Source organism: Pseudomonas sp. PS02290 (genome assembly GCF_029960075.1).
GTDB lineage: Bacteria > Pseudomonadota > Gammaproteobacteria > Pseudomonadales > Pseudomonadaceae > Aquipseudomonas.
Window position 1 is genome coordinate 1 of the sequence record NZ_JASCOY010000017.1, and the last position, 12,239, is coordinate 12,239.

At 60.0% G+C, this 12,239-nt stretch carries 11 protein-coding genes; 4 read left to right on the plus strand and 7 right to left on the minus strand.

Features of this window, described 5'->3' with window-relative positions; all coding sequences use genetic code 11:
• Positions 1 to 461: 461 nt before the first annotated feature.
• The 5 genes from groL to QMX88_RS10510 all read right to left on the minus strand — a co-directional run bounded on the left by groL (position 462) and on the right by QMX88_RS10510 (position 5,235).
• Entirely contained in the window at positions 462 to 2,105 is a 1,644-nt protein-coding gene (gene groL, locus QMX88_RS10490) for a chaperonin GroEL (RefSeq protein ID WP_133772246.1), read from the minus strand.
• Positions 2,106 to 2,154: 49 nt separating this feature from the next.
• Positions 2,155 to 2,448: a co-chaperone GroES gene (locus QMX88_RS10495; protein ID WP_065992178.1), complete on the minus strand. Its 294-nt coding sequence runs from the start codon at positions 2,446 to 2,448 to the stop codon at positions 2,155 to 2,157.
• 253 nt (positions 2,449 to 2,701) lie between these two features.
• Entirely contained in the window at positions 2,702 to 3,208 is a 507-nt protein-coding gene (locus tag QMX88_RS10500) for an FxsA family protein (RefSeq protein WP_192171743.1), read from the minus strand.
• Positions 3,209 to 3,274: 66 nt separating this feature from the next.
• A complete protein-coding gene (locus QMX88_RS10505) occupies positions 3,275 to 4,006 on the minus strand; it encodes a HugZ family pyridoxamine 5'-phosphate oxidase (protein WP_282368901.1) in 732 nt (243 codons plus the stop codon).
• Between the two features lie 221 nt (positions 4,007 to 4,227).
• The gene (locus tag QMX88_RS10510) at positions 4,228 to 5,235 is read right to left on the minus strand and encodes a DUF481 domain-containing protein (protein ID WP_065992174.1); all 1,008 of its coding nucleotides are present in this window, start codon (positions 5,233 to 5,235) and stop codon (positions 4,228 to 4,230) included.
• A gap of 160 nt (positions 5,236 to 5,395) precedes the next feature.
• Between QMX88_RS10510 and QMX88_RS10515 the strand changes: the two genes are divergently transcribed.
• A complete protein-coding gene (locus QMX88_RS10515; RefSeq protein ID WP_282368905.1) occupies positions 5,396 to 5,764 on the plus strand; it encodes an MGMT family protein in 369 nt (122 codons plus the stop codon).
• 42 nt (positions 5,765 to 5,806) lie between these two features.
• Positions 5,807 to 7,372 carry an AmpG family muropeptide MFS transporter gene (locus QMX88_RS10520; protein WP_282368908.1) on the plus strand — a complete coding sequence of 522 codons (1,566 nt, stop codon included), beginning with the start codon at positions 5,807 to 5,809 and terminating at the stop codon, positions 7,370 to 7,372.
• A 176-nt stretch (positions 7,373 to 7,548) separates the two neighbouring features.
• Here QMX88_RS10520 and QMX88_RS10525 read toward each other — a convergent pair whose 3' ends face one another.
• Both QMX88_RS10525 and QMX88_RS10530 read right to left on the minus strand, forming a co-directional pair.
• Entirely contained in the window at positions 7,549 to 8,397 is an 849-nt protein-coding gene (locus QMX88_RS10525) for a mechanosensitive ion channel family protein (protein ID WP_282369045.1), read from the minus strand.
• 151 nt (positions 8,398 to 8,548) lie between these two features.
• A complete protein-coding gene (locus QMX88_RS10530; RefSeq protein ID WP_065992166.1) occupies positions 8,549 to 9,034 on the minus strand; it encodes a YajQ family cyclic di-GMP-binding protein in 486 nt (161 codons plus the stop codon).
• A gap of 172 nt (positions 9,035 to 9,206) precedes the next feature.
• Here QMX88_RS10530 and QMX88_RS10535 point away from each other — a divergent pair, with 172 nt between their 5' ends.
• Together QMX88_RS10535 and QMX88_RS10540 are read left to right on the plus strand one after the other, a co-directional pair.
• Positions 9,207 to 10,127 (plus strand): putative 2-dehydropantoate 2-reductase, encoded by a 921-nt coding sequence (locus QMX88_RS10535; RefSeq protein WP_282368912.1) that lies wholly within the window; start codon positions 9,207 to 9,209, stop codon positions 10,125 to 10,127.
• Positions 10,128 to 10,189: 62 nt separating this feature from the next.
• Positions 10,190 to 12,238 (plus strand): sensor histidine kinase, encoded by a 2,049-nt coding sequence (locus QMX88_RS10540; RefSeq protein ID WP_282368914.1) that lies wholly within the window; start codon positions 10,190 to 10,192, stop codon positions 12,236 to 12,238.
• Position 12,239: the final 1 nt, after the last annotated feature.

The following is a 12,239-nucleotide window of genomic DNA, read 5'->3' on the forward strand; positions in this document are numbered from 1 at the left end:
GCTAAAGCCGGTCCCACTGAAAGCAACGTGTCCAGCCAGTGGGACCGGCTTTAGCCGGGAAGCCCTTGATCTGCATCTGCCTTTGATCTGCTTTTGATCTTCGTACACAAAAAGCCCAGACGACACAAAACGCGACTTGGGTGCAGGCTGAACGCAGGTCTCGCGCAGTGGGCCGAGCCGCAGGGATGCGGCGAGAGCGCCGTCAGGGCATGGATGCCCGTTCGGCGCGGGCCCACGGAGCGAGACCGGAGTGAAGGAACCCCGACGCAGGAGGGGCCAAACCAGGAGCAGGGCCTTTTTGGTTACTTTTTCGGCTCTTGGAAAAAGTGACCCGCCGTAAGGGCGGAAAGGTGAATCAGCCACACCACAAATAATGGATATGCCCCCCCACCAAGCCCAAAAAAAGCCCATAAAAAAACCCCGCCGAAGCGGGGTTTTTTCTACATTGGGGTACGGCTGGCTTACATCATGCCGCCCATACCACCCATGCCGCCCATATCAGGCATACCGCCACCAGCAGCCTTCTCATCAGCCACATCAGCAATCATCGCCTCAGTGGTGATCATTAGACTGGCGATCGAAGAAGCAGCCTGCAGAGCAGAACGCGTCACCTTGGCCGGATCGAGAATACCCATCTCGATCATGTCGCCGTACTCGCCGCTCGCAGCGTTGTAACCGTAGTTACCAGTGCCCTGCTTGACCTTGTCGACCACAACGCTAGGCTCGTCGCCCGAGTTTGCAACGATCTGACGCAGAGGCGCTTCCACCGCACGACGCAGCAGTGCGATACCGACGTCCTGATCAGCGTTGTCGCCACGCAGTTCGGAAATCGCCTGCAGCGAACGAACCAGAGCAACACCACCGCCAGGCACCACGCCTTCTTCAACGGCTGCACGGGTTGCGTGCAGGGCGTCTTCAACGCGGGCTTTCTTCTCTTTCATTTCAACTTCGGAACCGGCACCGACCTTGATTACCGCAACGCCGCCCGACAGCTTGGCCAGACGCTCTTGCAGCTTCTCTTTGTCGTAGTCCGAAGACGTGTCGCCGATCTGCTGACGGATCTGCGCGATACGACCGTCGATGTCGGCACGAACGCCAGCACCGTCGATGATCGTGGTGTTTTCTTTGTTCAAGATAACGCGCTTGGCATTACCCAGGTGTTCCAGGGTAGCGGTTTCCAGGCTCAGGCCGATCTCTTCCGAGATAACGGTACCGCCAGTCAGAACAGCGATGTCCTGCAGCATGGCCTTGCGACGGTCGCCAAAGCCCGGGGCTTTGACCGCTGCAACTTTGACGATGCCACGCATGTTGTTCACGACCAGAGTCGCCAGCGCTTCACCTTCAACGTCTTCAGCCACGATCAGCAGAGGACGGCCAGCTTTCGCAACGGCTTCCAGAACTGGCAGCATTTCGCGGATGTTGGAGATCTTCTTGTCAACCAGCAGCAACAGCGGGCTGTCCAGCTCGGCAACCATAGTGTCCGGCTTGTTGATGAAGTACGGGGACAGGTAGCCACGGTCAAACTGCATGCCTTCAACAACAGACAGCTCGTTTTCCAGACCCGAACCTTCTTCAACGGTGATAACCCCGTCTTTGGTCACTTTTTCCATGGCTTCGGCAATGATGTCGCCGATGGAATTGTCCGAGTTGGCCGAGATGGTGCCGACCTGGGCGATTGCCTTGGTGTCGGTGCAAGGCTTGGACAGCTTCTTCAGCTCGGCAACAATGGCGATGGTCGCCTTGTCGATGCCGCGCTTCAGGTCCATCGGGTTCATGCCGGCAGCGACGGCTTTCAGGCCTTCGTTGACGATGGCCTGGGCCAGAACGGTAGCAGTGGTGGTACCGTCGCCAGCGTCATCGTTTGCACGGGAGGCAACGTCTTTGACCAGCTGCGCGCCCATGTTTTCGAAACGGTCTTTCAGCTCGATTTCTTTGGCTACGGACACACCGTCTTTGGTGATCAGCGGAGCGCCGAAGCTTTTTTCGATGATGACATTACGGCCTTTCGGACCCAGAGTTGCTTTTACTGCGTCGGCCAGGACGTTGACACCAGCGAGCATTTTTTTACGGCCAGCATCGCCGAATTTAACTTCTTTAGCAGCCATGATCGTTATTCCTTAAATACTTTGTAGTAACGGGAAATGGGGTATCAACTCAGCCTTCGACGACCGCGAGAATTTCGTTCTCGCTCATCACCAGCAGGTCTTCGCCGTCTACTTTCACAGTGTTGCTGCCGGAGTAAGGGCCGAACACCACTTTGTCACCCACTTTCACGGCCAGCGCGCGTACTTCACCGTTGTCCAGGATGCGACCGTTGCCGACGGCGATGATTTCGCCACGGTTAGGTTTTTCAGCAGCCGAACCAGGCAGCACGATACCGCCAGCAGTTTTTGTTTCTTCTTCGCTGCGACGGATTACGACGCGGTCATGCAGAGGACGAAGCTTCATTGTCGATCTCCTAATTATGGTTTTTAAACGCCCGGTGCGGACACCGGCGGGTTAAAACATCCGGGCTTGCCGGTTACGGTTCGCGAGCGAACCGCAGAATACGGTCTGACGAAACGCGCCAGAAACCTTGCGGTGACCCATACATAAGGGCGAGCAAGCCGATTTCAAGGCTGACCCGAGAAATTTTTTGCATGAATGGCGGTCGCGAAAACGAACACGGCACCCGCAGGTGCCGTGTCGTAGTGACGTTGAATCACTTTTTATCGAGGGGTTCGAACTCGCCTTCGATCACTTCACCCTCAATGACTTCAGGGCGACGTGCTTCAGGGCGGGCAGCACCGGGGTGCATGGGACCTGGCGAATTCGCCGCATGCATGTTCTCGGCAAACGCACGCTGGCGCGCGGCCTGAGCCTCGGCGCGGTTACGCACCTTGCCGACGATCATGCGACGGGTGAACGGCATGAGAAACAGCAGGCCCAGCACGTCGCTGATAAAACCCGGCAGCACCAGCAAACCGCCGCCGATGGTCATCATCAAACCGTCGAGCATCTGCTGGGCAGGGAGCTCGCCACGGGCCAGACTCTGCCGGGCACTCAACGCGGTGGCGACACCGGCGATCCGCACCACGAAAACACCGAGCATCGACCCGGCAACGACCAGCAGGAAGGTCGGCAGAAAGCCGATCGACATCCCGACTTTCACCAGCACGAACAGCTCGAGCACCGGAAAAAGTAATAAAAGCAGAAGAAAAACGCGCATCAAAGTGAGTTCCTAGACGGAAGAAGGCTTCCAGTAGACCTTACGTGACGTCGCAAAGTCGTTAATTCAAGCCTCGGCCTGTTCAAGTGTGGGCCATTTTTCAGCGTGAGCCAGGTGAACCAAGGCCTGGCGGACGTGTATCGGCGTATTACAGGGCTCCGGGAAGGCCAACCAGTGCAGACTTTGGCCCACGCGCAGGTGCATGCCCTCGCTGTCGATGCCCACCAGCGTGGCGGGCTCGGTCTGTGGCAAACCGGCCAGCTCGACGTAGTGGGCGATGGCCTTGGCGTGATCAGCATTCATGTGCTCGACCATGCTGACCTCCGCAGCCCCGGCGAAGGGATTGGCCAATGCCGCGTCGTCCAGCCAGTGAATCGCGCCAAACCCGCCGATAAACCGGTAGCGCACCGGCTTCAGCACCCAGAAATCAAAATCGTGAGCACTGTGGTAACTCTCGGATTCAGGGAAATAACGGTAGTAACGCTGAGCGGCCGCTTCAATCTGCGCCTCGTCGCTGATCTTCTCGGCTTCGGCCATCAGCGTGACGCGCCCCACCGCTTGCACATCCTCGGCGCCGCGCTCGCCCACCAGCAAGGAACACTTGGCGTCGAGCTGCAGATTGTGGGTGTGCTGCGCGATGCGGCTGATGAGGATCAATGGACGGCCCTGGTCGTCCAGGCAATAAGGCACCACCGAGCCAAACGGGTAACCGGGCATCGACTTGGAATGGGTCGATAACACGCCGCGGTATTCCTTGAGCAGCAAGGTACGGGCTTGCCGGTTGGCGCTGGCGCTCATGTGAGGCTCCTGAACAGTAAAACGAAGGCATCGAAGGACGCGAAGCAGCAGACGGCGACGCAGGCCCCACGATAATCGTTATCGTAGGAAGGTGCCAGATTGAGCGGGGGTGACGATTTCGCGGAGGATTCGCGTAAGAAGCAAACGCTTGAAAATGAGACAAGCCAACGTACGCAGATCAGGTCGTGATCTGCGCACGCTCAGGCATTGATAAGTCTGTTTTACCAGGAAACACCAAAACCGGCGGTGTAGCGGGTCTTGTCCAGGTCGCCGTTGTCGGAGCCGCTGATGATGTCTTTCTCGGCCTTGAGGTTGAGCGACGCCCATTCGGTGACTTTGTAGCGCAGGCCCACTTCTGTCTCAAGGCTGTAGTCAGCCACGCCGCTGATAGGCTTGCCGACTTCACCGTTGGTGAAGAACTCGACCTTCTTGCCGATCAGGTAACGGTTGTAGTCCCAGGTGCCGGACACGGAATAGAAGTTGTCCTTCTCGCCGTTGGAATATTCAAAATCGGTGCGGTTAAGCAGCGCGCCGATTTTGAATGCGCCCAGTTCGTCGTCCCAGAACTGGTAGCCCGGACCGGTACCCACGGTGCGCTGACGGGCCAGGTCTTCAATGGTGTCACGCTTGTAGGTGATACGACCGTCCCAGAACCACTTGTCCGTGAAGAACCGGTCGACCGAGTATTCGGCGTCCCAGTTATTGGTGGTGGTCAGGCTGTCCTGCGATTCGCGGTTGTACTCGCCCTTGGCGTTGTGGCGCCACTGGCCATGGGTCGCGGAGGTCTTGAAGGCAATGTTGTAATCGTCGGTGTCGTTCTCGGCGCGCTGGAAGTCCAGTGCAGCATCGACGTTGCCCTTCCAGACCAGATCGGTGACCACCGGCTTGGGCTTGATGATCTGCTGGATGCTCGCCAGTTCAACCGTCTTCGGCGCATCGCCATTGGCCAGCGTGACCTTGCCATCTTCGGCCGGCTGCAACGACTTGGACACTTCGCCAGTGGTGGCGTCCTGCTTTACCAAAAGGTGCTGGTCACTTTCCAGCGTCTTGATTTCCTTCCAGTCCAGCGGGACGTCGCCTGCATATTTGGTATTGATCAGCAGCTTGCCGCCGTCGAAGAACTTGATAGTCCCGGTCATCTTGTCGCCGTTTTTCAACCAGACGGTGTCGGCGAGCAATGGGGTAGAAGCAGTAGCAACAGCAACGCACAACAGGGTTCTGGACAACATAAGCAACGACAAGGCTCTGGTTCGCGGAGAATCGGGCATTATCCGGATAGATAACGGGTTGGCAATCGGCAGACCGCCGACACAGGTAACACTGACAGTAGGAAGTTTCCCTAGTTCCTTATCGAAAATTCCCGTTCATCCCTTTTACAGGAACGAATGCGTGATCGAACAATCATCGGCTCAAAACGACCCTGCCGGCCTCTCTCCCGCCGAGGCACGGCGCGCGGCGTTATACCTCACACTGCATCAAGTGCCGGAAGGCAAGGTGGTCAGTTACGGTCAGTTGGCCGAGCTGGCCGGCTTGGGACGAGCGGCGCGTTTCGTTGGCAGAGCGTTGAGCCAGTTGCCGGACGGCAGCAGCCTGCCCTGGCATCGCGTGATTGGCGCCGGCGGGCGCATCAGCCTGGCCCCCGGAACCGTGTCGGGCGAGGAGCAACGGGCGCGCTTGCGGGCCGAGGGCGTGACCATCCGTAACAATCGTGTGGATATGCAGCGTCATGGCTGGCGCCCGACAGAGCACAACGGTTAGAGTGCGCGCTTTGTTTACGTAACCTGAGGCAGATTCCAGCCCATGCCCCGCAAAACCTGGCGCGCCGCGCTCGCCGCATATGCCAGCCCCTCTACGTTTGTGCTCCTGTTGCTCGGCTTTGCCGCGGGCATGCCCTACATGTTGGTGTTCTCCACGCTCTCGGTCTGGCTGCGTGAAGCCGGCGTCGCGCGTGAAACCATTGGCTACGCCAGCCTGATTGGCCTGGCCTATGCCTTTAAATGGGTCTGGTCGCCGCTGCTCGATCAATGGAGCCTGCCTTTGTTGGGCCGGCTCGGCCGACGTCGCTCGTGGCTGGTGCTTTCGCAATCGCTGGTGACCTTGGGCCTGATCGGCATGGGGTTCTGTGACCCGCAGCAGCATCTGTCGTGGCTGATCGCGATTGCCGTGCTGGTCGCGTTCTCCTCCGCAACCCAAGACATCGCCATCGACGCCTACCGCCTGGAAATCGCCAGCGACAGCCAGCAAGCGACTCTCGCCGCCAGCTACATGGCCGGCTACCGCGTCGCCGCCCTCCTCGCCACTGCCGGCGCGTTGTACTTCGCCGAAGGCTTCGGTTCGACCGGCTTTGCCTACAAGCACTCGGCCTGGGCCGGCACCTACGTGCTGTTCGGCCTGCTCATGGTGCCTGCGCTGATCACCAGCCTGATCATGCGTGAACCGTCCGTGCCGATCCGCACCCAGCTGGCGGCCGTGCGCTACGGCTTCGCCCATCAACTGGCCTCGGTGTTCGTGCTGATCATTCTGCTGGTCTCGGTGCCGGCGATGTTTACCCAGCTGTACAACACCGATTTCGCCAGCGTGCTGTTTCAGGGCACCACCTGGAAAGACCTGCTGATGGAAGACCGCGCCTTTCTGCGCGCGATCCTCTACACGCTGCTGACCGTGGCCTGCCTGTCGTCCATGGGCCGCCGCGGCCTGGCGCCGGTGCTGACGCCGATCAACGATTTCATCCTGCGTTATCGCTGGCAGGCCTTTCTGCTACTGGGGCTGATCGCCACCTATCGCATGTCCGACACAGTCATGGGCGTCATGGCGAACGTGTTCTATATCGACCAGGGCTTTACCAAGGATCAGATTGCCAGCGTCAGCAAGATCTTCGGGCTGGTGATGACGCTGGCCGGCGCGGCGTTTGGCGGTCTGGCGATCGTGCGCTTCGGCATTCTGCCGATCCTGTTCATCGGCGGTGTGACCTCGGCAGCGACCAACCTGCTGTTCCTGATGCTGGCCGACATGGGCCCGAACCTGAAGATGCTGATCGTCACGATCTCGCTGGACAACTTCAGCTCGGGCCTTGCGACGTCGGCGTTCGTGGCTTATCTGTCGAGCCTGACCAACCTCAAGTTCTCGGCCACTCAGTACGCGCTGCTCAGCTCGATCATGCTGCTGTTGCCGCGCCTGATCGGTGGCTACTCCGGGGTCATGGTGGAGAAGCTGGGGTACCACAACTTCTTCCTGGCGACCGCGCTGATGGGCGTGCCAACGCTGTTCATGATCGCCCTGCACTGGGCGCAGGAAGCACGCCGAGAAGCGCGGGAAGAAGCGGCAGAACCCGAAGAGCAAACCAAGCCTGCGGATTCGGTTCTGTAAAAAGATTCGCTGGCGAACCCTATCCTGTGGGACCGCGTTTATGCACGACAGCGCGGCGTCTGAACGAGAGTGAGCGCGTACAAAGCAGCGAGGTCCATCGTCAGATAGCCTTTCCCACTCAACAAAAAGCCCCGCACTCTCACGAGTCGGGGCTTTTTGGTTTCTGCGATCGAGCGTTACGCCTTTGCGGGCTGCTCATCCTGCACCACACGAATCACCCGCTGCGGAAACGGGATATCGATGTTGGCCGCGCGCAGGCGGTCGCGGATTTCAGCGTTGAAGCGGTTCGACACTTCACCGAAATCACCGGTCTTGGTCCACACACGCAGGGACACGGTAATCGAGCTGTCGCCCAATGCCGCGACTACCGCCTGGGGCGCCGGATCCTTCAGGATGCGCGGATCATCCGCCATGTCCATCAGCACTTGCAGCGCCTGCTTGAGGTCGGCGTCGTAATCGATGCCCACGTCGAAGGTGATCTTGCGCGTCGGCTGACGGTTGGTGTTGGTGATGATGCCGTTGGACAGGTTGCCGTTGGGCAGGATCACCGTCTTGTTGTCGCCGGTGCGCAGCACGGTGTGGAAGATCTGAATCCCGTCCACGGTGCCCGACACACCTTGCGCTTCGATCCAGTCGCCAATGCGGAACGGACGGAACAGCAGAATCAACACGCCGCCGGCAAAGTTCGCCAGGCTGCCCTGCAACGCGAGACCGATGGCCAGACCCGCCGCACCGATCGCGGCCACGAACGAGGTGGTTTCAACCCCGATCATCGAGGCGACGCTGACAATCAGCAGGATCTTCAGAATGATGTTGGTGATGCTGCTGATAAAGCCCTGCAACGCCAGGTCGACGTGGCGCAGCGCCAACAGCGCGCCCACTCGGGACGTCAGTCTATTGATCAGCCACCAGCCGACCAGCAGGACGACCACTGCCAGCAGCACTTTGCTGCCGTATTGCATGACCATCGGGATCCAGGCCTGAGACGCTTTCACCAGATGGTCTACCTGGCCGTTTAAATCCAAGTCCATCTATTTCTCCTCGGGGTCGCGACATGGAAGGCTGAAGCAACGGCGCCAAGTGGGCTCGTTATTTCAGCCAGACCTGCATTCGGACGCACAGGAACCCCTCGGGTTCCTGAGCCAACATGAAATCGCAGGGCAAATCGCGGGGGAATCAGTCGCGGAAGTTGTTGAATTGCAGCGGCATGCCGAACTCGTGACCACGCAGCGCAGCGATCGCCTCCTGCAGGTCGTCACGCTTCTTGCCGGTGACGCGCACTTGCTCGCCCTGAATGGCAGCCTGAACCTTGAGCTTGGCTTCCTTGATGTGAGCGACGATCTTCTTCGCCAGCTCCTTGTCGATGCCTTCCTTGAGCGTGGCCTCCTGTTTCATGACCTTGCCGGACGCGAAGGGGTCCTTCAGTTCCAGGCACTGCACGTCGATCTTGCGCTTGACCAGGGCCAGCTTGAGGATCTCGATCATGGCTTCGAGCTGAAAACCTTCTTCGGCGGTCATCTTGATCAGCAGGTCTTTTTCCGTGAACTCGAAGCTGCCTTTGCCTTTGAGGTCGTAGCGGCGGTCCAGCTCTTTGATCGCGTTGTCGACGGCATTCGTGACTTCGTGTTTATCCAGTTCAGACACTACGTCGAACGAGGGCATTTAGATTCTCCAATTGATACGGCGCGGCTCGACATGTGGATGGAGCACGCCTGACTTGACGGTATGAAAGCCCGGTCATTATAACGAGACTTTTCCCACGTTCATGTGAGCCTGCGATGTTGATTTGGTTTTCCTTGCGCACCGAGATCTTCGTCATCGGGCGTGATTTCTTTTGAGTCGCGTTTGCTGGCATGTGCTGGGCGCGGGCAGCTTGGGCAGTCTGTGGGCCACGCGACTGGCCCGGGCGGATCTGCCGGTGCGCCTGATCGTGCGCGACGAGGCCCGACTGGCGGCCTACAACACCCAAGCCGGTCTGACGCTCAACGAAAACGGTCAGCGCCAGACGTTTGCCATTCCGGCGCAGACGGTCAGCGCAGGGGAGCCCATCCAGCGCCTGCTGGTGGCGTGCAAAGCCTACGACGCCGAACGCGCCGTTGCAGCCGTCGCCCATCGACTGACCGACAGGGCCGAGGTGCTCCTGCTGCAAAACGGGCTGGGCAGCCAGGACGCCGTGGCCGCCATGATTCCTGAGGCACGCTGCATCTTTGTCTCCAGCACCGAAGGTGCCTACCGCCATGAAGACGGGAGCGTGGTGTTCGCCGGACAGGGTTTCAACTGGCTGGGCGACACGCCGCAAGGCGCGGCGCCGGTCTGGCTGGACGAACTCAAGCAAGCGGGCATCCCCCATCAGTGGACCGCTGACATCGCCGAACGCCTCTGGCGCAAGCTCGCGCTCAACTGCGCCATCAACCCGCTGACCGTCTTGCACCAATGCCGCAACGGCGAGCTGCAGGCTCATGCCGAGGAAGTGACGGCGCTGTGCGCCGAGCTCGGCCAGGTGCTGCACTGCTGCGGTCAGCCCGGCACGGCGGAAGGGTTGCTGGATCAAGTGCAACAGGTGATTGCCGCCACCGCTGCGAATTATTCCTCGATGTATCAGGATGTCGCCCAAGGCCGCCGCACCGAGATCCGCTACCTGCTCGGGCATGTCTGCGCCACGGCGGCGGCGCTTGATTGCCCGGCACCCACACTGAACCTGTTGCGCCTGCGCCTGATCGAACACCTCAACGCCCGAGGCCTGCCCAGCGACTGACGGGTTTGCTCACGGGCGGAACAGCGCTAACCTGCCCGCTCCTCCTTCCGGTGACCTGCCCCATGCCATTGCGCCAGCGCCTCGAAAACCTGCCGGTCGGTCAAAAACTTCTGGCCGCCTTGCTGGTATTGCTCACCACCGTGCTGGTGGTCGCCAACCTGACCTTCATCAGCGCCGCCTACTACATCTCTCAGGAAGCGATGGCGCCCCAGGCGTTGCAAACGATCGGTCGACTGATCAGCAATCCGGGGCTGTCCGAGCAAGCCTTATCCTCGACCTACAACGCCCAGGCGCTGCTCAAGGAACTGAAAAATTACGGCCCGTTGCGGGCAGCGGCTGTTTACGACAGCAGCGGTACGCGTCTGGCGCAGATGCAGCAGGGCGACAAGTTGCGCATGCCCGACCATTACCGCGATCTGGAGAGCTGGCGCATTACCGAGTTTCGCAACACTCAGGTCATGCCCATTCCCAAAGCAGGGCAAGCGCCGGGGCATCTGTTGCTGGTCGCGAGCAGCGAACTGCCGACGGCGTTCTACACCGGCACGCTGACCGCCAGTATTGGCATTCTGATTTTCAGCATCCTGCTTTGGGCCGGTGTGGCCCGGCAGATTCGGCGCTTCATCACCGAGCCGATCTACCAGCTTGAAGATTTGTCCCGGCGGGTGACCCGCGAGGAGAACTACGCGCTGCGGGCGACGCCCGGCAACAAGGACGAGATCGGTTCGCTCGCCGAGGCGTTCAACACCATGCTCTCGCGCATGGAGGCACGTGAGCAGCAGCTCAGACGCGCCCGCGATGAATCCCAGGACGCCTACGATCAGGCGCAGGGTCTGGCGGAGGAAACCCGTCACACCAACCGCAAGCTGGAGCTGGAAGTGCAGGTGCGCAGCAAGATCGAGAAGAAGCTCACGGGGTTTCAGAACTACCTCAACAGCATCATCGACTCCATGCCGTCGGCGCTGATCGCCCTGGACGAGCAGCTGTACGTCACCCAGTGGAATCAGGAAGCCGGCGCCCTGTCGGGTACGCCGCTGGACGAGGCGCTGAACCAGCCCATCTACTCGGCGTTCCCGCCGATGCGCGCCTTCTTGCCGCAGATCAAACAGACCGTCGAGCGTCACACCGTCACCAAGATTGAGCGTGTCACCTGGGTCAAGGGCGAAGAGTCGCGTCATTACGCCCTCACCTTCTATCCGCTGACCGGCGATGCAGGACGTGGCGCGGTGATCCGCATCGATGACATTACCCAGCGCCTGTCGCTGGAGGAAATGATGGTGCAGTCCGAGAAGATGCTCTCGGTGGGTGGTCTGGCGGCCGGCATGGCTCACGAGATCAACAACCCCCTCGGCGCGATCATGCACAACGTGCAGAACATCCGCCGTCGGCTGTCGCCCGATCTGCCCAAGAACCTGGAACAGGCCCAGCAGGAAGGCATCGAGCTGGCCGCGGTCAATCAATACCTGATCGCCCGCGAAGTGCCGCAGTTGCTGGACGGCATTCAGTCGGCCGGAGCGCGGGCGGCGAAGATCGTCAGCCACATGCTCAGCTTCAGTCGACGCAGCAACCGGCAGTTGGCGCCCTGTGATCTGCCGGCACTGATTGATCAGGCCGTGGAGATCGCCAGCAACGACTTCGATCTGACCATCGGTTTTGACTTCAAGGGCCAGAACATCATTCGCCAGTTCGATCCTGCTCTGGGCCCGGTGCCTGCGACGGCCAACGAACTGGAGCAAGTGCTGCTCAACCTGCTGAAGAACGCCGCTCAGGCTATTCACCAGCGCGAGAACGCCAGCGAGCCGGGGCGCATCATTTTGCGCACACGCCTGAACCCGCCCTGGGCGGAAATCCAGGTCGAGGACAACGGCATCGGCATGTCCGAGAGCGTGCGCAAGCGCACCTTCGAGCCGTTTTTCACCACCAAGGAGATCGGCCAGGGCACGGGCCTCGGGCTGTCGGTGTCGTATTTCATCATCACCAACAACCACAAAGGCCAGATGGAAGTGCATTCCACCCTCGGCCAGGGCACCTGTTTCACCTTGCGCCTGCCGCTGGTGGACAATTCGATAGATATGCCTGCACCACAGGTCATTGGTCAGAACGACCGGGAGTAGA

Excerpts from the sequence above, each read along its gene's own strand:
- QMX88_RS10500 (WP_192171743.1), bottom strand. The coding sequence starts at position 3,208 with ATGCGCGTTTTTCTTCTGCTTTTATTACTTTTTCCGGTGCTCGAGCTG.
- QMX88_RS10540 (WP_282368914.1), top strand. The coding sequence starts at position 10,190 with ATGCCATTGCGCCAGCGCCTCGAAAACCTGCCGGTCGGTCAAAAACTT.
- QMX88_RS10520 (WP_282368908.1), top strand. The coding sequence starts at position 5,807 with ATGCCCCGCAAAACCTGGCGCGCCGCGCTCGCCGCATATGCCAGCCCC.
- QMX88_RS10510 (WP_065992174.1), bottom strand. The coding sequence starts at position 5,235 with ATGTTGTCCAGAACCCTGTTGTGCGTTGCTGTTGCTACTGCTTCTACC.
- groL (WP_133772246.1), bottom strand. The coding sequence starts at position 2,105 with ATGGCTGCTAAAGAAGTTAAATTCGGCGATGCTGGCCGTAAAAAAATG.
- QMX88_RS10495 (WP_065992178.1), bottom strand. The coding sequence starts at position 2,448 with ATGAAGCTTCGTCCTCTGCATGACCGCGTCGTAATCCGTCGCAGCGAA.
- QMX88_RS10505 (WP_282368901.1), bottom strand. The coding sequence starts at position 4,006 with ATGAGCGCCAGCGCCAACCGGCAAGCCCGTACCTTGCTGCTCAAGGAA.
- QMX88_RS10530 (WP_065992166.1), bottom strand. The coding sequence starts at position 9,034 with ATGCCCTCGTTCGACGTAGTGTCTGAACTGGATAAACACGAAGTCACG.